20 protein-coding genes and 2 riboswitches are annotated in these 20,517 nt (G+C 66.8%); of the genes, 3 read left to right on the top strand and 17 right to left on the bottom strand.

Annotation, left to right across the window (positions count from 1 at the left end; all coding sequences use genetic code 11):
- Positions 1 to 25 precede the first annotated feature (25 nt).
- A complete protein-coding gene (locus AACH40_RS07040; RefSeq protein ID WP_338645097.1) occupies positions 26 to 1,585 on the bottom strand; it encodes a fatty acid--CoA ligase in 1,560 nt (519 codons plus the stop codon).
- Between the two features lie 155 nt (positions 1,586 to 1,740).
- Here AACH40_RS07040 and AACH40_RS07035 point away from each other — a divergent pair, with 155 nt between their 5' ends.
- A complete protein-coding gene (locus AACH40_RS07035; protein ID WP_169494100.1) occupies positions 1,741 to 1,878 on the top strand; it encodes an Entericidin EcnA/B family protein in 138 nt (45 codons plus the stop codon).
- A 63-nt stretch (positions 1,879 to 1,941) separates the two neighbouring features.
- On the opposite strand, the gene gcvPB is transcribed toward AACH40_RS07035, so the two are convergent.
- The 11 genes from gcvPB to AACH40_RS06980 form a co-directional block, all read right to left on the bottom strand.
- A complete protein-coding gene (gene gcvPB, locus AACH40_RS07030) occupies positions 1,942 to 3,504 on the bottom strand; it encodes an aminomethyl-transferring glycine dehydrogenase subunit GcvPB (RefSeq protein ID WP_338645095.1) in 1,563 nt (520 codons plus the stop codon).
- Positions 3,501 to 4,859: an aminomethyl-transferring glycine dehydrogenase subunit GcvPA gene (gcvPA, locus tag AACH40_RS07025; RefSeq protein ID WP_338645093.1), complete on the bottom strand. Its 1,359-nt coding sequence runs from the start codon at positions 4,857 to 4,859 to the stop codon at positions 3,501 to 3,503. The genes gcvPB and gcvPA overlap by 4 nt, the downstream gene beginning before the upstream one ends.
- 4 nt (positions 4,860 to 4,863) lie before the next feature.
- Positions 4,864 to 5,235, bottom strand: coding sequence for a glycine cleavage system protein GcvH (gcvH, locus tag AACH40_RS07020; protein ID WP_338645090.1), 372 nt, complete (start codon positions 5,233 to 5,235; stop codon positions 4,864 to 4,866).
- Entirely contained in the window at positions 5,235 to 6,389 is a 1,155-nt protein-coding gene (gcvT, locus tag AACH40_RS07015; protein WP_338645953.1) for a glycine cleavage system aminomethyltransferase GcvT, read from the bottom strand. The genes gcvH and gcvT overlap by 1 nt, the downstream gene beginning before the upstream one ends.
- Before the next feature lie 46 nt (positions 6,390 to 6,435).
- A riboswitch (glycine riboswitch) is annotated at positions 6,436 to 6,549 on the bottom strand.
- Positions 6,550 to 6,667, bottom strand: a riboswitch (glycine riboswitch).
- Positions 6,668 to 6,740: 73 nt separating this feature from the next.
- Positions 6,741 to 7,415: an NAD(P)H-binding protein gene (locus AACH40_RS07010; protein WP_338645088.1), complete on the bottom strand. Its 675-nt coding sequence runs from the start codon at positions 7,413 to 7,415 to the stop codon at positions 6,741 to 6,743.
- A complete protein-coding gene (locus tag AACH40_RS07005) occupies positions 7,408 to 8,577 on the bottom strand; it encodes a deoxyguanosinetriphosphate triphosphohydrolase (protein ID WP_338645086.1) in 1,170 nt (389 codons plus the stop codon). The genes AACH40_RS07010 and AACH40_RS07005 overlap by 8 nt, the downstream gene beginning before the upstream one ends.
- On the bottom strand, positions 8,574 to 9,266 hold the full coding sequence (locus AACH40_RS07000; RefSeq protein WP_338645084.1) for an aspartate/glutamate racemase family protein: 693 nt from the start codon (positions 9,264 to 9,266) through the stop codon (positions 8,574 to 8,576). Before AACH40_RS07000 ends, AACH40_RS07005 begins: the two co-directional genes overlap by 4 nt.
- A gap of 206 nt (positions 9,267 to 9,472) precedes the next feature.
- The gene (locus AACH40_RS06995; RefSeq protein WP_338645082.1) at positions 9,473 to 10,891 is read right to left on the bottom strand and encodes an NAD(P)(+) transhydrogenase (Re/Si-specific) subunit beta; all 1,419 of its coding nucleotides are present in this window, start codon (positions 10,889 to 10,891) and stop codon (positions 9,473 to 9,475) included.
- Positions 10,891 to 11,175, bottom strand: coding sequence for an NAD(P) transhydrogenase subunit alpha (locus tag AACH40_RS06990; protein ID WP_169494092.1), 285 nt, complete (start codon positions 11,173 to 11,175; stop codon positions 10,891 to 10,893). The genes AACH40_RS06995 and AACH40_RS06990 overlap by 1 nt, the downstream gene beginning before the upstream one ends.
- A 13-nt stretch (positions 11,176 to 11,188) precedes the next feature.
- Complete coding sequence (locus AACH40_RS06985) at positions 11,189 to 12,319, bottom strand: NAD(P) transhydrogenase subunit alpha (RefSeq protein ID WP_338645079.1); 1,131 nt, start codon at positions 12,317 to 12,319, stop codon at positions 11,189 to 11,191.
- Positions 12,320 to 12,326: 7 nt separating this feature from the next.
- Entirely contained in the window at positions 12,327 to 12,449 is a 123-nt protein-coding gene (locus tag AACH40_RS06980) for an aa3-type cytochrome c oxidase subunit IV (protein WP_169494090.1), read from the bottom strand.
- 226 nt (positions 12,450 to 12,675) lie between these two features.
- Here AACH40_RS06980 and AACH40_RS06975 point away from each other — a divergent pair, with 226 nt between their 5' ends.
- Positions 12,676 to 14,106, top strand: a complete 1,431-nt coding sequence (locus AACH40_RS06975) for a sigma-54 dependent transcriptional regulator (protein ID WP_338645076.1) — start codon at positions 12,676 to 12,678, stop codon at positions 14,104 to 14,106.
- 191 nt (positions 14,107 to 14,297) lie between these two features.
- Here the strand turns inward: AACH40_RS06975 and folP are convergent, their stop codons facing one another.
- The 5 genes from folP to AACH40_RS06950 form a co-directional block, all read right to left on the bottom strand.
- On the bottom strand, positions 14,298 to 15,413 hold the full coding sequence (gene folP / locus AACH40_RS06970) for a dihydropteroate synthase (protein ID WP_338645074.1): 1,116 nt from the start codon (positions 15,411 to 15,413) through the stop codon (positions 14,298 to 14,300).
- Positions 15,414 to 15,728: 315 nt separating this feature from the next.
- Positions 15,729 to 16,559: a 23S rRNA (adenine(2030)-N(6))-methyltransferase RlmJ gene (locus AACH40_RS06965; protein WP_338645072.1), complete on the bottom strand. Its 831-nt coding sequence runs from the start codon at positions 16,557 to 16,559 to the stop codon at positions 15,729 to 15,731.
- Positions 16,560 to 16,980: 421 nt separating this feature from the next.
- A complete protein-coding gene (locus AACH40_RS06960; protein ID WP_169494086.1) occupies positions 16,981 to 17,298 on the bottom strand; it encodes a hypothetical protein in 318 nt (105 codons plus the stop codon).
- 75 nt (positions 17,299 to 17,373) lie between these two features.
- Entirely contained in the window at positions 17,374 to 18,516 is a 1,143-nt protein-coding gene (locus tag AACH40_RS06955; protein ID WP_338645068.1) for a site-specific DNA-methyltransferase, read from the bottom strand.
- A gap of 212 nt (positions 18,517 to 18,728) precedes the next feature.
- On the bottom strand, positions 18,729 to 19,364 hold the full coding sequence (locus AACH40_RS06950; protein ID WP_338645066.1) for a ribonuclease HII: 636 nt from the start codon (positions 19,362 to 19,364) through the stop codon (positions 18,729 to 18,731).
- On the opposite strand from AACH40_RS06950, the gene AACH40_RS06945 reads away from it, so the two are divergent.
- Positions 19,363 to 20,508: a PQQ-dependent sugar dehydrogenase gene (locus AACH40_RS06945; protein WP_338645064.1), complete on the top strand. Its 1,146-nt coding sequence runs from the start codon at positions 19,363 to 19,365 to the stop codon at positions 20,506 to 20,508. The two genes, AACH40_RS06950 and AACH40_RS06945, sit on opposite strands and share 2 nt — an antisense overlap.
- Positions 20,509 to 20,517: the final 9 nt, after the last annotated feature.

The raw sequence follows: 20,517 nt of genomic DNA, 5'->3' as shown, positions 1-20,517 counted from the left end.
GCGCGCGCCAGGGCGGGCACGGCGATCAGTTCACGCGGCGATCCATGCCTTCCCAATACGGCTCGCGCAGGTTGCGTCGCAGGATCTTGCCCGAAGGGTTGCGCGGCAGCGCGTCGATGATGTCGACCGACTTGGGCACCTTGAACCCGGCGAGCCGCTCGCGCGTCCATTCGATCACGCTGGCAGGATCGATGGTGTGCCCGGGCTTCGGCGCGCAGACGGCCTTGACCGCTTCGCCCCACTTGGGATCGGGAACGCCGATCACCGCCACTTCCGCAACGTCCGGGTGACCATAGATCGCGCTTTCGACCTGCGCCGGATAGACGTTCTCGCCGCCCGAGATGATCATGTCCTTGATGCGGTCCTGGATGTAGATGTAGCCTTCTTCATCCATGTAGGCGGCATCGCCCGTGCGCACCCAGCCGTCCTCGGACAGCGTCTTGGCGGTCGCTTCGGGCAGGTTCCAGTAGCCGAGCATGTTGTTGGCCGACCGCGTTTCGATCTCGCCCACCGTCCCGCGCGGCACTTCGTTGCCATCCGGATCGACGATGCGCACTTCGACGCCGGGATTGGCCCGCCCCGCCGAACGCATCTTGGGGCTGCCGTTCAGGTCGTGATCGTCGGGCACCAGCGAAACCACCGTGCCGGTCGTCTCGGTCATGCCGTAGCACTGCATGAAACCGGCGTTGGGGATCGTCTGGCACGCTTCGCGCAGCAGTTCGAGCGGGATCGGAGCCGCGCCGTACATCACGTACTTGAGCTTGCTGAAATCGGTCTGAGCGGCCAGCGGGTGCTGGATCAGCATCTGCAGCGCGGCGGGAACGATGAAGAAGCGGGTGATCCCCTGCCCGATTGCCGTCAGCGCGCCTTCGGCCGTGAATTCGGCGTGGATGATGCCGCGCACGCCGGCGCTGAACGCCATCGTGCCAAGGCCCGTCCCGCCGATGTGGGCGCAGGGCATGCAGACCAGGATCGCCTCGTCCTTGTCCCATTCGGCCCAGGGCAGCCCTGCTTCCAGGCTCGCCTTGCGCAGCCCGAACATGTTGCGCTGGCACAGCACAGCGCCCTTGGGATTGCCGGTCGTGCCGGAGGTATAAAGCTGCAGGAACGCATCCTCGGGGCCGGCCGGCACGATCTCGTCGGCCGGCGGCGTCGCCATGATCGCGGCGCGCGCTTCGGATTCGCCCAGAACATGCTCGAGCGCCGGGCACTTTTCCTTCAGCTGATCGGCAAGCCCAACAAACTCCTCGCCCAGCACCGCCAGCTTCGTGCCGGTGTCGTTGAGGATGTAGATCATTTCCAGCGGAGCGAGGCGCCACCCGATCGGCGCCATCACCACGCCGATGCGGCCCGCGCTCAGCAGCAGCTGGAAGTACAGGTCATCGTTCTTGCCGATCCAGGCGATGCGGTCGCCCTTCTTCACGCCCTTCGATTCGAGGAACGCAGCGATCCGGCGCGAGATGACCTCCAGTTCGGCGTAAGTAGTCAGGCGATCGCCCTGCTCCATCGCCACGGCATCCGGGCGGTCGCTGGCCCAGTGCTTGAAATGCTCGTCGAACGTCAGGAAATCTGCGGTTTCACGCATCGGCTCATCCTCTCCGTACCCGTCATCGGAACCCGCGCGGGCTGCAATCGTTCTTGCCCCGTCTAACCAACGGAACAAGCAGCGACGGACCGGACCGCTCCCTCAAGCGCCCCGATCCATCGCCTGTTAATTATCCGATTAAAGGAGCAAACGCGATGGTTCGCAAGATGCTTTTTGCCGCCGCGCTGGGCGGTCTGGTGCTTTCGGCTTCGGCCTGCAACACCGTCAAGGGTGCGGGCAAGGATCTCCAGTCGGCGAGCCAGTCGACCGAGGATGCCATCAACGGAAAGTAACGTCCGGGTTCCAGCCCAAGGGAAAAGCCCCCGCGTCGCAACCGGCGCGGGGGCTTTCTCGTTTCAGGTTTTCCACACCAGCTTGGGCTTGCGCGCCGCCAGCGTTTCATCCAGTCGCCGTCGCGGCGCAAGGTGCGGTGCGGACTTCAGCGTCTCGTCCCCTGCCCGCGCCCGTTCGGCCAGCGAACGCATCGCGCCGATGAACTGGTCAAGGCTGCGCTTGCTTTCGGTCTCGGTCGGTTCGACCAGCATCGCGCCATGGACCACCAGCGGGAAGTACACCGTCATCGGGTGGAATCCCTCGTCGATCAGCCCCTTGGCAAGGTCCAGCGTCGAAAAGCCTTCGGCAAAGCCATCGTCGCTGAACAGCGCCTCATGCATGCAGGGCCCCGCCGCGCCGAACGGCGCATCGAGCACGTCGTCGAGACTGCGCAGCACATAGTTGGCATTGAGCACCGCATCGCCCGAAACCTGCCGCAGGCCATCGGCGCCATGGCTCAGGATATAGGCGAGCGCGCGGGTGTACATGCCCATCTGCCCATGGAACGCGCACATCCGCCCAAACGCCTGCCCGTGGCCTTCCTCCGCCGCGGTTTCTTCCTCGACCAGATGGACAGTACCATCCACCTGGCGCGCGGTGAACGGCAGCGGCCCGAACGGCGCCAGCGCTTCGGACAGCACCACCGGTCCCGAGCCCGGTCCGCCCCCGCCGTGCGGCGTTGAGAAGGTCTTGTGCAGGTTGATGTGCATCGCATCGACGCCCAGGTCGCCCGGACGCACGCGCCCGACGATGGCGTTGAAGTTGGCGCCGTCGCAATAGACGAAGCCGCCCGCCGCATGCACCGCGTCCGAGATCGTCTTGAGATCGCGTTCGAACAGGCCGCAAGTGTTGGGATTGGTGATCATCACCCCCGCAACGTCCGGCCCCAGCCGTGCGGTCAGCGCCGCGACATCGACGCGGCCGTCAGCGGTCGCGGGGATGTTCTCGACGCGGTAGCCGGCGAAGGCCGCCGTCGCCGGGTTGGTCCCGTGCGCGCTCTCGGGCACCAGGATCACCTCGCGCGCATCGCCCCGCGCTTCCAGCGCGGCACGGATGCACAGCAGGCCACAAAGCTCGCCATGCGCGCCGGCCTTGGGCGTCATCGCCACGCCGTGCATGCCGGTCAGCGTGATCAGCCACTGCGCCAGCTCGTTCATCACCTTGAGCGCGCCCTGCACCGTCGACTGCGGCTGCAGCGGATGCACATCGGCAAAGCCCGGCATCCGCGCGACCTTTTCGTCAAGGCGCGGATTGTGCTTCATCGTGCACGACCCCAGCGGGAACAGGCCCAGGTCGATCGCATAGTTCTGGCGCGACAGCCGCGTGTAGTGGCGCACGGCTTCCGGCTCGGTCAGCCCGGGCAGGTCAACCGGCGCGCTGCGGCGCGATGGCAGGCCAGCCAGCAGCGTCTCGTCGAAGTCGTCCTCATCGAAGTCGACGCCGCAATGCTCCAGATTGCCGATCTCGAAGATCAGCGCTTCTTCCAGCTGCAGCGCGCGGTTGCCGGTGAACGTCTCGATTGCCGAGGCCGGAACGCCGGATTCGCGCATCGCCGGGCGCCAGCCCGAGGGGTTGATCTCGTTCATGCCAGCACCTCCTCGAGTGCGGAGACAAGCGCCGCGATATCGTCCGCCGTCGTGCATTCGGTCGCCGTCACCAGCAACCCGCCCGAAAGCGCCTCGGCTCCTGGGTAAAGCCTGCCCAGCGACACGCCGCCAAGCACGCCCTTGTCGGCAAGCGAGCGCACCACGGCGCGCGCATCCTTGGGAAGAACGACTGCGAACTCATTGAAATAGCTGTCGTTCACGATCTTCACGCCGGGCACCTTGGCCAAGGCTTGCGCCGTCTGCGCCGCACGGATGCGGCTCAGCTTGGCCATCTTTTCAAGACCCTTGCCGCCCAGCAGCGTCATGTGGATAGAGAAGGCCAGCGCACAAAGACCGGAGTTCGTGCAGATGTTGCTCGTCGCCTTCTCGCGCCGGATGTGCTGCTCACGCGTCGACAGCGTCAGCACGAAGCCGCGCTTGCCATCGGCGTCGAGCGTTTCGCCGCACAGGCGGCCCGGCATCTGGCGCACATACTTCTCGCGGCACCCGAACAGGCCCAGGTACGGTCCGCCGAACTGCAGGCCGACGCCGAGCGACTGGCCTTCGCCCACCACGATATCGGCACCCAGCGCACCGGGGCTTTCGAGCAGGCCCAGCGCGACCGGCTCGGTCACCACCACGATCAGCAGCGCGCCCTTGGCCTGGGCCGCCTGCGCGATCCGGGCGACGTCGGGAATGCGCCCGAGAACGTCGGGATACTGCACCACCACGCACGCGGTCTCGCCATCGATGTCGGCGATCACCGCATCGTCATCGCTCGCCGCGACCAGCTCGGGCTGCCGCGTCACCAGCGTGTCGCCGGTGAACTTAGCCATCGTGCGCGCCGTCTCGACATAATGCGGGTGCACGCCGCCCGAAAGCACCGCCTTCTTCCGCTTGGTCACGCGGCCGGCCATCGTTATCGCTTCCCAGCACGCGGTCGACCCGTCGTAGAGCGATGCGTTGGCAACGTCGGTACCGAACAGGCGCGCCACCTGCGTCTGGAATTCGAACAGAACCTGCAGCGTGCCCTGCGCGATTTCGGGCTGGTACGGCGTGTAGGCGGTCAGGAACTCGCCGCGCTGGATCAGATGATCCACGCTCGCCGGCACGTGGTGGCGGTAAGCGCCCGCGCCAAGGAAGAACGGCGCCTCGCCCGCAGTCAGGCTCTCACCCGAAAGCCGCGCCATGTGGCGCTCGACCGCCATTTCGCTGGCGTGCATCGGCAGGCCCGGCACCGGCCCTGCCAGCCGCGCCTCCGCCGGCACGTCGACGAACAGGTCCTCTATCGAACCTGCGCCGACGCGCTCGAGCATCGCCGCGCGGTCCGCATCGTTGAGGGGAAGATAGCGCATCGGCTCAAAGCTCCGCGATGTAGGCCTTGTAGGCGTCTTCATCCATCAGATCGGCCAGCTCGCTGGTGTCCGACAGCGTCATGCGCCACAGCCAGCCCGCGCCTTCGGCATCCGAATTGACCAGCTCGGGCTGGTCTTCCAGCGCGGCATTGCCTTCGGTCACGCTGCCCGAAACCGGCGCATAGACATCGCTTGCCGCCTTGACCGAATCCACCACCGAGCAGCTGTCGCCCTTGCCCACGCTGGCGCCCGCCTCGGGCAGCTCGACGAAGGTGATGTCGCCCAGCTGGCTCTGCGCGTACTCGGTGATGCCAACGGTGGCAGCATCGCCCGAAACCTCGATCCACTCATGGTCCTTGGTGAAATAGCGGGACATCAGGCGGCTCCTTTGCGGTAATAGCGGTGGGGAACGAAGGGCATGGGAACGACGCTGGCGGAAAGCTTGCGCCCGCGCACGTCGATGGAAAGCTGGGTACCCGGCGCGGCGTGTTCGCTGGCGACGTATGCCATGGCGATCGGCCGCTCGAGGCTCGGCGAAAACCCGCCCGAGGTGACCACGCCCACCGGCGCATCGCCGGCAAGCACGACGGCGCCCTCGCGCGCGGCCATCCGGCCCTCGATCGAAAGGCCGACGCGGCGGCGTGCCGGACCATCGTTCAGCGCGGCGATCACGCGATCAGCCCCCGGAAAGCCGCCTTCGCTGCGGCGGCGCTTGTTGATGCCGAAGGCAAGGCCCGCCTCGATCGGCTCATGCTCGGGCGTCATGTCATGGCCATAGAGCGGCAGCCCCGCTTCCAGCCGCAGGCTGTCGCGCGCACCCAGCCCGATCGGCCTGACCTGCGCCTGACCGGCGATCAGCTCGGCGATCGCGGCCGCGCTTTCCGCCGGGATCGAGATTTCGAAGCCGTCTTCGCCGGTGTAGCCGGAGCGGCTGATCCACGCATCCACGCCGCCAAGCTTGAAGGCCGCGCCGCGCATGAAGCTCAGGTCGCCCAGCGCCTGTTCGCCCGTCACCAGCGGCGCCAGCGCCTCGGCCGCCTTGGGCCCCTGCAGCGCCAGCAGCGCGCTGTCGTCGAGGTGGTTGATCGTCACGTCATCGGGCAGGATCTCGCGCAAGTGCGCGATGTCGTCCCACTTGGTCGCACCGTTGACCACCAGGTAGAACCCCGTGCCCCAGCGCGTGACCATCAGGTCGTCGAGGATGCCGCCGGTCTCGTCGAGCAGAAGAGAATAGCGCACGCCGCCCAGCGGCAGCGTCGACAGATCGATCGGCAGCGCGGCTTCGAGCGCGGCTTCCACGCCCTCCCCCGAAATGTACAGCTGGCCCATGTGGCTGACGTCGAACAGCCCGGCGCTCTCCCGCGTCCAGAGGTGCTCGGCGATGATGCCTTCGTATTGCACCGGCATCGAATAGCCGGCGAACTCGACCATGCGGCCGCCGCGCGCGCGATGCCAGGCGTCGAGCGGCAGTTCGAGCGGGCCCGAAGGAACGTCCGGATCTTCGAAATCGTTCGCAGGAATGTCGTTCAAGTCGCTCACAAACAGGGACTCCGCACGCAAGGATGGCACCATTTCCGGTGCCCCCTCTGTCACGGAAACCTGAGAGCTTTCCCCCGGCGCCATCGGATGGCGGCGAGGTTACCCCTTCGGCGGCCCCCGACACGCGGGGACACTTTCCAGAGCGACGCTATCGACCCACGCGGTCCTTTTGCCTGAGAGATTCCGGGGCGGTTGCTCCTTCGGCGCCCTGCGAACCCGGCCTCCGTCACCGGAAGCCCGAATCGCAGGACCTCTCCCGCGCGATCAGCGACTTCGGTGCTTTCGCGCATGCAGCACGCCCAAGTCAATGCAGGGCCGCCGCCTTTTCGGTGGAACGGCGCCTCAGCGCGCCAGCAACCGCCGGAATTCGGGGTTGTGGTGCACGTACCGCCCATCGGGACGCGCGCCGATCAGCGCCACGATCACCCGCGCCAGGTCCCGCGCCCGCACCGAACGATAGCGCGCAAGGCTCCCGCGCAGCAACCGGTCGACAAGCGGGCTCAGGATCATGCCCAGCCGCTCGGCCGGGCGCGCCGGCCCTTCGCGCGTCCCGCGCAGCAGGCCGGGGCGCAGGATATCGAGCCGGGCGAAGTGCAGCTTGGCCAGGCGATCTTCCACCTCTCCCTTCACCGAAAGGTAGAAGTTGCGCGAAGAAAGCTCGGCACCCACTGACGAAACAACGATAAGTTGCCGCGCCCCGGCGGCCTTGGCCGCTTCCGCGCAGGTCAGCACAAGATCATGGTCCACCGCACGGAACTTCGCCTTGTCGCCGCCCACCGCCTTGATCGTGGTGCCCAGTGCCACCACCACCGTATCGGGGCGCGCATCGGCAATCGCCTGCGGCCAGTGCGCGGTGTCGGCCAGCAGCAGCTCGATCCGCGCGCCTTGCGGCAGCGGTATCTCCCGCCGGGCAAGCCCCGACAGCGTGATGTCCGCCCGCGTCGCGCAGGCCGCGATTACCTCGCGTCCGACAAGGCCTGTCGCGCCCACCAGCAGCACGCGTCTCGGCTCAGACATTGCGCAACCCCTCCGGCACTTCCCCGAACAGCCTGGCATAGCAGTCTGCCGCATAGCGGTCGGTCATGCCAGAGATGAAGTCGGCGATGTGCCGGCTGCGCGCAGGCTCGCTCTCGGGCAATCGCGCGGCCCAGCCTTCGGACATCGCCGCCGGATCTGCGCGGTAGGCCTCGAACAGCCGATACACCACGTGCCGCGCCCGCTCCGCCGCGGCGATCTGTTCGGGGTGGTAGTAGAGCCGGTCGTACATGAACTTCTTGAGCGTGCGCTCTTCCTCGCGCATCGCGGGCGAGAAGTGGCACAGCGTCTGCCCGGCGGCGCGCACGTCCTCGACCGACCGCACGCCGCTCGCGGCGATCCGCGCCTGCGTTTCGGCGATCACGTCGTTGACCATCCGGCCGATCTGCCCGCGCACCAGTTCGCGCTGCATCCGCTCGCGCGGGGCGCCCGGAAAGCGCTGTTCGATCGTGCGCCACTGTTCCGCCACCGAAGGCAGTTCCATCAGGTCGTCGATCGTCAGGAACCCGGCGCGCAGGCCATCGTCGATGTCGTGATTGTCGTAGGCGATGTCGTCCGAGATCGCCGCCACCTGCGCCTCGAGCGAGGCATGGCTGGCAAGGTTCAGGGGAAACGCCGCGTCCAGCTCGGCCAGGGCCCAGGTCGGTTCGTGGATCGGCCCGTTGTGCTTGGCGATGCCTTCCAGGCTCTCCCACGAAAGGTTCAGCCCCTCGTGCCCGCAGTACGGGCTTTCAAGGCGCATCAGCACGCGCAGGCAATTGGCGTTGTGGTCGAACCCGCCGGCGCCGACCAGCGCCTCTTCCAGCGCGTCCTCGCCCGCGTGGCCGAACGGCGGATGGCCGATGTCGTGCGCCAGGCACAACGCCTCGGTCAGGTCCTCGTCCAGCCCCAGCGTGCGCGCGATGACCCGGCCGATCTGCGCGACTTCCAGGCTGTGCGTCAGCCGCACGCGATAGTGGTCGCCATCGGGCGCGATGAACACCTGCGTCTTGTGGCGCAGCCGCCGGAACGCGATCGAATGGACGATGCGGTCGCGGTCGCGCTGGAACGCGGAACGGGGCCCGCGCGCCGTCTCCGGCTCGAGCCCGTATTCCCGCCCGCGCGAGCGCGCCGGGTCCGAAGCGTAAGGCGCGCGTTGGCTCACCCGCCCAGGATCCACTCCACCGCGGCCTCGGCATGGATGCGCGTGCCGTCGTAGATCGGCAGCACGTTGGCATCGACGTCGATCACCATGTCGAGCTCGGTGCAGCCCAGCACCACGCCTTGCGCGCCGGCCTGCCCCATGTTGGTCAGGATCGTGCGGAACGTGCGTTCTGCGCTGCGCGTGGCGCGGCCCTGCATCAGCTCCTCGTAGATGATGCGGTCGATTTCCTCGACGTTGTCCATCACCGGCGGCAGCAGCGTGATGCCGTGCTCGACTAGCCGCTTGCGATAGAAGCTTTCGACCATCACGTTGCGCGAACCGATAAGAGCGGCGGTCTTCACGCCGGCCGCCTGCATCTTCCGCCCCACCGCATCGGCGATGTGCAGTACCGGCACGCCGACAGCAGCGGCGATCCGGTCGTAGACCTTGTGCATCGAATTGGCGCCGATCAGGATTGCGGTGGCACCCGCCTGCTCCAGCCTTTTCGCGCTTGCCTCCAGCACGTCGCCCGCGCGCGCCCATTCCTCAGGCGTCGAAAGGCGGACGAGGTCGGTAAAGTCCAGGTTCTCGATCAGCATCGGCGCGCTGGCGAGCTTGGTGGTGCGCGCCTGCACCAGCTTGTTGATGTGTTCGTAATAGGTCCGGGTCGAAACCCAGCTCATGCCTCCGATCAGGCCAATCTTGCGCAACGTGAATTCTCCCCGCGGGATGACGGTCCCCCTGTCCCGCCGGGGCTTACGCAACCGCCGCGCGAGCGGCAAGCGGCCCCCGGGCCGCTGTCACCGCTTCATCGCGGCTATCCACCGCTTCGCGTGGCGCACCACGCCGACAGACGTGAACCGGAGGCGCACCTTGTCGCCCCCGGTTCATGCTATCCCAAATCAAAGCGCGAAGATCAGTGCGCCAGCGCCTTGACGATGTCTTCGACCATCTTCTTGGCGTCGGCCAGAAGCATCATGGTCTGGTCCATGTAGAACACGTCGTTGTCCACGCCGGCATAGCCCACGCCGCCCATGGAGCGCTTGACGAAGAAGATCGTCTTGGCCTTGTCCACGTCGAACACCGGCATGCCGTAGATGGGCGAGGACTTGTCGGTCTTGGCCGCCGGATTGACCACGTCGTTGGCGCCGATGATGAAAGCAACGTCCGCCTGCGAAAATTCGCTCTGGATGTCCTCCAGCTCGAACACTTCGTCATAGGGCACGTTGGCTTCGGCCAGCAGCACGTTCATGTGGCCGGGCATGCGGCCTGCCACCGGGTGGATGGCGTACTTCACGTTGACGCCTTCCTTCTTCAGCACGTCGCCCATTTCGCGCAGCGCGTGCTGCGCCTGGGAAACCGCCATGCCGTAGCCCGGAATGATGATGACGTTTTCGGCTTCCTTCATCATGTAGGCGGCGTCTTCGGCGCTGCCGCGCTTCCACGGACGCTGCTCCTTGGCCGCGCCGCCGCCGGCCGCCGCCGCGTCGGCACCGAAGCCGCCCGCGATCACTGACAGGAACCCGCGATTCATCGCCTTGCACATGATGTACGAGAGGATTGCACCCGAAGAGCCCACCAGCGCGCCGGTGATGATCATCGCGGTGTTGTGGAGCGTGAAGCCCATCGCCGCCGCGGCCCAGCCCGAATACGAGTTGAGCATCGAGACGACCACCGGCATGTCCGCGCCGCCGATCGGGATGATCAGCAGGAAGCCGATAAGGAACGAAAGCACGGTGATCGTGGCGATCACCCACTGGCTCTGGTCCTGCGTGAAATAGGCGACAAGCCCCAGGATCGCGATCAGCGTGCCAAGGTTCAGCACGTGGCGACCCGGCAGCAGGATCGGTGAACCGCTCATCTTGCCGGCAAGCTTCAGGAACGCGATGATCGAGCCGGAGAACGTGATCGCACCGATCGCGATGCCAAGGCCCATCTCGACGCGGCTCTGCGGCTCGATCAGTCCGTCGGCGCCAAGGATGCCGAACGCGCCGGGGTTGAGGTAGGCGGCAAGGCCCACCAGCACGGCAGCAAGGCCGACCAGCGAGTGGAACGCTGCCACCAGCTGCGGCATGTCGGTCATCTTGATCTTGCGCGCGGTAACAAAGCCCACGCCGCCGCCGATGGCGATGGCGCCCGCAATTTCCGGCAGGCTGGCGATGCCATGCGTGACCAGCGTGGTGACCATCGCGATGGTCATGCCGATCATGCCATAGCGGTTGCCCGCGCGGCTCGTCGCCGGGCTGGAAAGCCCGCGCAGCGCCAGGATGAACAGCACGCCCGAGATGAGGTAGGCGAGCATCGCCCACGAAGGAACCGAAGCGACGTGTTCCATCACTTCTTCTCCTTCTTCTTGTACATCGCGAGCATGCGCTCGGTCACGGCAAAGCCGCCGAAGATGTTGACCGAAGCCAGCACTACGGCGCCAAGGCCCAGCCACTTCGAAACGGCAGACCCTTCCGCCGCCGAAGCGACCAGCGCGCCGACCACGATCACCGAAGAGATCGCATTGGTCACCGCCATCAGCGGGGTATGCAGGGCCGGCGTGACCGACCACACCACGTAATAGCCCACGAAGCAGGCCATCACGAAGATGCTAAGGATTGAAATGAAGTCCATTGGTCCGGCCCCCTCAGCCAAGCAGACGTTCGTTGACCACCTTGCCGCCGTGCGTCAGGCGGATGGCGTTGCCGATTTCCTCGTCGAGCACGGGCTTGCCCTGCTCCTTGTCCCAGAAGGCGGAGAGGAAGTTGTAGAGGTTGCGGCTGAACAGCGCCGAGGCGTCGGCCGGCAGGTGCGCCGGCGTGTTCGAATAACCGACGATCTTGACGCCGTGCTTCACGACCACCTGGTCCGCCACCGAGCCTTCGACGTTGCCGCCCTGCGCCACGGCGAGGTCGAAGATGACCGAACCGGGCTTCATGCTGGCGATCTGCGCGTCCGAAATCAGGCGCGGCGCAGGCCGGCCCGGGATCAGCGCAGTGGTGATCACGATATCCTGCTTGGCGATGTGGCTCGACACCAGTTCGGCCTGCGCCTTCTGGTATTCCTCGCTCATCTCCGTTGCATAGCCGCCGGCGCCCTCGCCCTCGATCCCGGCGACGTTCTCGACGAAGATCGGCTTGGCGCCCAGCGACTGGATCTGTTCCCTGGTGGCCGAACGCACGTCGGTCGCAGAAACCTGCGCGCCAAGACGGCGGGCGGTGGCGATCGCCTGAAGCCCGGCAACGCCGACGCCCATGACGAAAGCCTTGGCCGCCGAAACGGTGCCGGCGGCGGTCATCATCATCGGGAAGGCGCGGCCATAATGGTCGGCCGCCACCAGCACGGCCTTGTAGCCGGCAAGGTTCGATTGCGACGAGAGGATGTCCATGCTCTGCGCCCGCGTGATGCGCGGCATGAATTCCATCGCCAGCGCCTCGAACCCGGCGGCGGCATAGGCATCCACCCGGTCGCGGCGGCGGAAGGGGTCGAGCCCTGCCGCAACCCACGCACCGGGCTTTGCCCCGGCGAGAAGCTCCACCTCGGGCCCTTGCACGCCGAGCACGATGTCCGCGCCCTGCGCCGCGCCTTCGGCCACGACTTCGGCGCCCACGGCACGATAGTCGTCGTCCCCGATCGAAGCCGTGGCGCCTGCGCCGCTCTCGATCCGCACGGCTGCGCCCAGCGCGATGAATTTCTTCACCGTCTCGGGCGTTGCCGCGACGCGCGTTTCGCCTTCCGCCCGCTCGCGCAGGACGGCGATGGTGGTTCCCCCCGCCATGATGAGCTTACTGGATGATCAGGATGACGAACGCGACGATCGCGATGATCACCGGGGTCGAATACTTGATCATGTTGATGAAGCCTTCGTAGGTCGCGTTCGCGGCCTTCATGTCGTTTGCAGGAGCCATTCGTCGTTTCCCTCAAAATACTGCGCTGCAGCGCGGCGCATGCTCTAACCACAGGACCCAGCACGACTCAAGCACAGGCTTGCCCTGCGCGATAACCGAAAGGGCGCGGCGGTTTCGCTTAATCGCGTCTTTACCCGATCCGGTTATCAGTGCGCCTGTCCAAATGAGGGGCTCTCCAAAAGAAGGGGGCGCCGGTGCGGACAGGATTGCGAGAGACGTTTCCACGATGGCCGAGCCCGAAGATCGCCTGCTGCTGCTGATCGACAGCGACCCCGCGCAGTGCCGCCTTGTCACAGCGCTTGCCGGCCGTGAAGGCTGGCGCACGATCGTGGCGCGCGATGCCGAAACCGGGATCGCCACGCTCGGCACGCGGCAGGGCATGCAGCTGGGCGCGATCATGCTTCAGCAGAGCGCGGTGGGTGACGAAGCCTGCGCGCTGATCGCCGAATTGAAGGCGCGCCGCCCGGCGCTGCCGATCCTGATGGTCACCAACAGCGCTTCGCCGCTGCTTGCGGTGGAAGCCATGCGGGCGGGCGCCACCGACTACCTGATCAAGCCCGTCTCGCCTGACCGGCTGCTGCTGGCGTTGCGCAGCGCGACGACGCGCGAACAGCCGAGCGCCGAGCTGCAGCCGCTGACCGAAAAGTTCGACACCGCGCTCGATTTCGATTCGATGATCGGCGCCGCCCCCGCCTTCCGCGCCGCGCTGGCGGTTGCCGCCAAGGCCGCGCGGACGCAGAATACCGTGCTGATCGAAGGCGAGAGCGGGACCGGCAAGGAAATGCTGGTCCGCGCGATGCACGCCGCGAGCCCGCGTTCGAAGGCGCCGCTGCGCATCGTCAATGCCGGCGGCATCCCCGCCAACCAGATCGAATCCGTGCTGTTCGGCCACGAAAAGGGCGCCTTCCCCGGCGCGTTCGACCGGCAGGCCGGCGCGCTGCAGCAGGCCGACGGCGGCACGCTGGTGATCGACGAGATCGACCGCCTGCCCGAGGGCGTGCAGGACCGCTTCGCCCAGTTCCTTGAGCGCGGCGACGTCCAGCCGATCGGCGCGCGCCATTCGTTCCGGGTCGACGTCCGCCTGCTGCTGTGCGCCAACGCATCGCTGCGCGACCTGGCCGACGCCAGCATGTTCAGCCCCGCGCTGGCCGATGCGCTGTCGGGTCACGTGGTGCTGCTGCCCCCGCTGCGCCAGCGCGTGGCCGATATTCCAGCGCTGGCCCGCCACTTCCTGACCCGCATCGGCGAGCAGCCCGGTTTGCGCCCGCTGGGCGTGACCGACGGCGCGCTGGCGCTGCTGTCGGCCTATGACTGGCCGGGCAACGTGCGCCAGCTGCAGGCGACGCTGTTCCGCGCTGCCGTATTCTGCGACGGCGAGATGCTGACCGCGCAGGACTTCCCCCAATTGTCCAGCGTGGTGGGCGATGCCCCCCGCCCCGCCCCGCAGTTTGGCGACGGCGCGGGCGTCACCCTGTTCGCCCCCGACGGCAATCTGCGCCCGCTGGAAGACATCGAGGCCGACGTCATCCGCCTGGCCATCGGCCACTATCGCGGGCGGATGACCGAAGTCGCCCGCAGGCTCGGGATCGGTCGGTCCACGCTGTACCGCAAGCTATCCGAACTCGGCATCGATTCGGCCTCCGATCGCGCGGCCTGAGGGGGCGCGAAAGGCAGGGGGTTGACGGGGTTGACACGGTCCTGAAGCAAAACTCCGGGTCCCGGTTCGCACCCTGACCCTTCAGGACAAGATATTGATAAAAGAGGATTTTCGTCCATCACGCGGCGATTGTGCGCATGCCGGCGGGTGTAGGAAAGCGCGAAATACCTGACGCAGACGTCAGCTAAGGGTCAATCACCGCTGAGCTGCGAAAAGTCGGTCAGCGCGGCATCGCGCAAGCCTCGCCAGACGTGGAGCGCCTGGACCGTTTCGGCGACATCGTGGACCCGCACGAGCTGGCAAGCGGCATCGAACGCCCTTAGCGCCAGCGCGAGCGATCCGCCCAAGCGCTGGTGCGCCGGCGCTTCGTTCGACAGCGCGCCGATCAGCCGCTTGCGGCTGGCCCCGAACAGCACCGGCTGGCCCAGCGCATGGAACAGGGGCAGCGCGTTGATCAGCGCCAGGTTTTCGCCCAGCGACTTGCCGAAGCCAATGCCGGGATCGAGCACGATCCGATCGCGCGCGATGCCGGCGGCGACGGCGGCGTCGCGCCGTTCGGCGAGCCAGTCGAAGACGTCGAGCACGACATCGGCATAGTCGCCATCGGCGTGCAGGTCCCCTTCCCCGCCCGGCGCGTGCATCAGCACGACCGGCGCGCCCGAACGGGCGACGACCTCGAGCGTGCGTGGATCGTGCCGCATGGCCGAAACATCGTTGACGATCTGCGCGCCCGCGGCGAGCGCCGCCTCGATCACGCTGGAGCGGCGGCTGTCGATCGAGATCGCCGCGCCGCTGGCGGCCAGGCGCTCGATCACCGGAACCACGCGCTTGACCTCGTCCCCCTCCCACACGGCGGCGGCGCCAGGGCGGGTGGATTCCCCGCCGACATCGATCACCGAGGCGCCCGCTTCGAGCATGGCGTGGGCGTGTTCGAGCGCCGCTGCGGGATCGTCGAGAAACTTGCCGCCGTCCGAAAAGCTGTCGGGCGTGACGTTGAGGATGCCCATGACCTGCGGCTGATCGAGCCGCAACGTGCGCGCGCCGCACTGCAGGGGCGGATGGGCCATGCGCAGGGCCGACCATTGCGCATCACCCTGCACGGCCAGTGCATCGGGCAGCCGCGACAGCGCACCGGGCACATCGGGCGCGGCGACGATGGTGCGCGAGGCAACCTTCCCGCCTTCGCGCACGATCAGCGCGAACCGGCTGGCATAGACGAGGCCGCCGGCAAGACGGACGGCGGCGCCATGTTCGCTTTGCGGGCTATCGGCAAAGGCGATCGGGCGGAGGTAAAGGCGCTGGGTCATGGCGCGGCTTGGTATCGCGGGGCGTGCGGTTGGGGAAGGCATCCGGGGGCGATCCAGCGTTCGCGTCGGGGGAAAAAGGCAGCCCTTCGACAAGCTCAGGGCGGACGGTTTCGGGCGGGAGCGCCGGTTAGGGGCTACTCCGCGCGTCATCGGGTCCTTAGATCGCACCCATTTGATCCCCGCCTAACCGTCCATCCTGAGCTTGTCGAAGGATTGTCCTTCGTTCGGCAGGGCATCCTTGGCGAAGGGACAGCAGCCGACGGGCTCAAGGCATACGGGTTGGGAGGTTGGCGCGCGACGGCCGCAGTCCTGCCCCTACCGCACCAGCCATTCGGCCTTGAGCGTGCCCTTGTGGCCTTCGGGCGCGAGCGCGGTGCGCAGGGCTTCGAGCAGGGGCAGCAGGTCTTGCGTGAAGGCGTAGGGCGGATTGACGATGAACAGGCCGGCGCCGTTGTAGATACCGGGCTGGTCGGCATCGTAGAGCCAGTGCTCCACGTTCAGGAATTTGGGGATGCCGAGCCGGCGCAGCTTTTCCTTCCAGCGTGCGTGGGCGGCGCGGTCCTTGAGCGGATACCAGATCACGGTGACGCCATGTGCCCACTTGCGATGCGCGGCGGCGAGCGTCGTGGCGATGCGGTCGCGCTCGTCGGCCTGTTCGTAGGGCGGATCGACAACGACAACGCCGCGCGGGGTCTTGGGCGGCACCATCGCCAGCCAGAGCTCATAGGCGTCGCGCTGGTGCACGGCGGCGGGAGTCCCGCGCATCGCATCGCGCAGGGCCAGCGCGTCCTCGGGATGCTTTTCGTTGAGGATCAGCGCATCCTGCGCGCGCAGCAGCTGGGACAGGAACCGGGGCGAGCCGGGATAGAGCAGCGGCTCTTCGCCCGCATTCACTGATCGCACCGCCGCGCGATAATCGTCGAGCAGGGGATTGGCGTCGGCAAAGGCGCGCACCACGCCCTGCGCCGCCTCCCCCGTGCGCTGCGCCGCATCGCCGTGGAGGTCGTAGATGCCGCAGCCGGCGTGGGTGTCGATCAGGGTGAGCGCGCTTTCTTTGATCTGCAGCGCGCGCACCAGCGCGATCAGCAGGGCGTGCTTGACGACATCGGCGCTGTTGCCGGCGTGGAAGGAGTGGCGGTAGTTCATGTGTGACTGCGTTTGTGCGCGCAGCGGTAACGCCTGGCGCGGGAGGATGAGTTGCCCCGGTAAACGCCCGGCGGAAAGCTTGAAAGCACTTCTGCGTTTGAGTTGCGGAAGCCTGGGGCGTTTGGCCAGGAAGCGGGACCCTTGGTCAAGCCCGGGGTGACGGGTATCGGGTGATTGGCAGTTGAGCGATCGAGCCCACTATCCGTCGCCCCGTGCTCGACACGGGGCTTGGCTTTCAGTTCAGTTTTTCCGGTTAGGAAATGGTGCCGCTAATGGCACTTCGCGCCGATCGAGGACGACGTTTGCATCGGCTGGAGCATCGGGACCACGGATATCCGTAAGCGGCGGCGCAAGGCGAGAGCGCGAAGTAGCCAAGCCCCGTGTCAAGCACGGGGCGACGACGGACAGCGGTGAGAACCAGTTACCGCGCGATTGCAGCGAGGCAGCCAAGCGACGACACGATGGCGGTCATCGTTGCAATGATGTTGCAGGTATAACGAGAGACCGAGCCGACGCGCGTTCGTGGCCGAATAATGAATACAGCCACGATGAAGACGAGTGCGAACCAAATTGAAAAAATCGCGACCTCTATTGGCGACAGGGGTGTCCCAATAAGGATAATCGGACATCCAATCAGGGCCAAGGTCAGATAAGCGAAGAACGTGGCTTTAGTCAGGTTCCTGCTACGGCGCTTGTTTTCATTCTGCACGCGCAGCCATTCGGGTTGCTCGGTTTCCATTGCTCCGTTCTCGCATCGCCCCTCAACGTCCGCAAGGGGGCGTGACCCGACGTTCGCCTGTGCGTCCCCCTCCCCTCAGTCCTCCACCGCCAGCAGGTAGCGCTGGCGCAGGGCGTCGATGGGCTTGATCTCGCCTTCGTGCTCCATGTGCCAGAAGGTCCAGCCGTTGCACGAGGGCGCGCCTTGCAGTTTGGCGCCGACGCCGTGGATCGAGCCGCTTTCGATGCCGTCGGCGGCGAGCGAGCCGTCGGCGCGGACGGTGGCGGAGAGGCGGTGCTTCTTGTCGAACAGGCGGGTGCCGGGCGCGATCCAGCCGGCTTCGACGAGCTGGCCGAAGGCGACCTTGGGCGCGGTGCGCTTGGACTGCATCGTGGTGAGCGCGCTTTCATCCAGGGGCAGCGCGGCGGCGATGCGTTCCTCGGCCACTTCGATGTAGGCGTCCTCGCGCTCGCAACCGATGAAGTGACGGCCGAGGCGCTTGGCGACGGCGCCGGTGGTGCCGGTGCCGAAGAAGGGATCGAGCACGACGTCGCCCTTGTTGGTGGTCGAAAGCAGCACGCGGTAAAGCAGCGCTTCGGGCTTCTGCGTGGGGTGGGCCTTGGCACCGTTGCGCTTCAGGCGCTCCTGCCCGCTGCAGATCGGCAGGACCCAGTCCGAGCGCATCTGCAGTTCATCGTTCAGCGTCTTCATCGCGCGGTAGTTGAAGGTGTACTTCGCCTTCTCGCTCTTCGCCGCCCAGATCAGCGTTTCGTGCGCATTGGTGAAGCGCGTGCCCTTGAAGTTGGGCATCGGGTTCGCCTTGCGCCAGACGATGTCGTTCAAGATCCAGAAGCCCAGGTCCTGCAGGATCGCGCCGACGCGGAAGATGTTGTGGTAGCTGCCGATCACCCAGATCGAGCCGTTGGGCTTGAGCAGGCGGCGCGCTTCGGCCAGCCATTCGCGGGTGAACGCGTCATAGGCGGCGAAGCTGTCGAACTTGTCCCAATCGTCGGTGACGGCATCGACGTGGCTGCCATCGGGACGGGCAAGGTCTCCGCCCAGTTGCAGGTTGTAGGGCGGATCGGCGAAGATCATGTCGATCGAAGCGGACGGCAGCGCACGCATCTCGGCAATGCAGTCGCCGCGCAGGATGCGGTTCAACGGCAGCACCGGCGCGGCGACGATTGCTTCGTCCCTGGTCCGGAGCGCGCGGGCGCGCGGCTTCACCGCAATCGTCATGGTCTGGGTCTCTTTCCTTGAGGGAGGAGCCGGAATCTGACCGAAGCGGGGACTCGCGTCAAGCGGCGACTCGGCGGATTCCCGCGAGTCGCGCTGGCCAATCGATGAGAACGGAACGAGTCCGAAGCTAGATGTTGAGTCCGGCGATGCGGTGCGGACTCAAGATGTGGTGGTGTGGCGCGAAGGACTCTTGGATCGAAAAGTTTCGCGGCTCACAGCAGCACGAGCTGCGCCACGGGGGCAAAGCTGCGGCGGTGCAGCGGGGTCGGGCCGTGGGTGCGCAGCGCGGCAAGGTGTTCGGGCGTGCCGTAGCCGGCGTTGCGGTCCCAGCCATAGTGCGGGTGTTCGCGCGCGGCTTCGCGCATCAGGCGGTCGCGGTGTTCCTTGGCGATGATCGAGGCGGCCGAGATGCACGGTTCGATCGCATCGCCGCCGACGATCGGGCGGGCGGGCCAGCACCATTCGGGGCGGCGGCCGTGTGGGGTGAGGTTGCCGTCGATCAGCACCTCTCCCACCGGTTCATCGGCCAGCTGTTCGCACAGCGCCTGCACCGCGAGCGTCATGGCAAGCATCGTGGCGCCGAAGATGTTGAGGCGGTCGATTTCCGCGACGTCCACCACGCCCACCGCCCAGCGGCAGCGGCGCTTGATGCGTTCTTCGAGTTCGGCGCGGCGGGCGGCCGACAGCTTCTTGGAATCATCGAGGCCCGATGGGCGCGGCTTGCACAGGACGACGGCGGCGGCGACCACGGGACCTGCCAGCGGGCCGCGGCCGGCTTCGTCCACGCCGATGGTGACCCCGTTGGGGAGCATGACACTTTCGCGCGCGTCGGGCATTGTGGAAACCATGCGATTCAATCCGATCCTGTCCGCCCTATCGCCGCTGGCGCTGCTGCTCGCAAGCTGCAGCGCGCCAACATCGGCGCAGAATGACCCCCAGTCACAGGCGCCCTCGCCCGAGCCCGCGCACTTACGCATCGAGGACAAGGGCACTTTCAAGGAGCCGTGGGCGATGGCGTTCCTGCCCGATGGCAGCGCGCTGATCACGGAAAAGGCGGGGCGGTTGAAATGGTGGCGCGAAGGCGGCCCGGTGGTGGAAGTCGGCGGCGTGCCGCCGGTCGACTATGGCGGACAGGGGGGCCTGGGCGACGTGATGCCGGCGCCCGACTATGCGACAAGCCACAAGGTCTACCTCACCTGGGTGGAAGCGGGCAGCAGCGATACGCGCGGCGCGGTGCTGGGCACGGCGGTGCTGAAGCCCGCCGACGCACCGAAGCTGGAGGACCTGAAGGTGATCTGGCGGCAGGTGCCCAAGGTGACCGGGCGCGGCCACTTTTCGCACCGCATCGCCTTTTCGCCCGACGGCAAGTACCTGTTCCTGACATCGGGCGAGCGGCAGAAGTTCACACCGGCGCAGGACCTGTCGAACAACCTGGGCAAGGTGCTACGGCTCAATCTCGACGGGACGCCCGCCGCGGGCAATCCGTTCACGGTGAAGGGCGGCGTTTCGCGCGAGATATGGTCCTATGGCCACCGCAACCTGCTGGGTATCAAGTTCGATGGCCAGGGCCGGCTGTGGGAGCTGGAGCACGGGCCCGCAGGTGGCGACGAGCTGAACCTGATCGAGCCGGGCAGGAACTATGGCTGGCCGCTGGTTTCCGATGGCGACCACTATGACGGCAAGGCGATCCCGCGCCACAGGACGCGGCCCGACCTTGCCGCGCCGGCGATCAGCTGGAACCCGGTGATCGCGCCCGGCGACTTCATCATCTACGACGGCGACCTGTTCAAGGAATGGAAGGGCGAGGTGCTGATCGCTTCGTTCGCGGCGGCGGGCATCGTGCGGGTGAAGATCGAAGGGGAGAAAGCGAAGGAGGTCGAGCGGATCGGGCTGGACAATCGCATCCGCGAGATCGAACAGGGGCCCGATGGCGCGATCTGGGTGCTCGAGGACGGGGACCCGGGGCGCCTGCGCAAGCTGACCCCCCGATGAAAGCCGAGT

This window comes from Novosphingobium olei, from assembly GCF_037076535.1.
Classification (GTDB): Bacteria; Pseudomonadota; Alphaproteobacteria; order Sphingomonadales; family Sphingomonadaceae; genus Novosphingobium; species Novosphingobium olei.
Note: the sequence above shows the minus strand (reverse complement) of the source record. Positions and strands in the feature narration are given on the sequence as shown.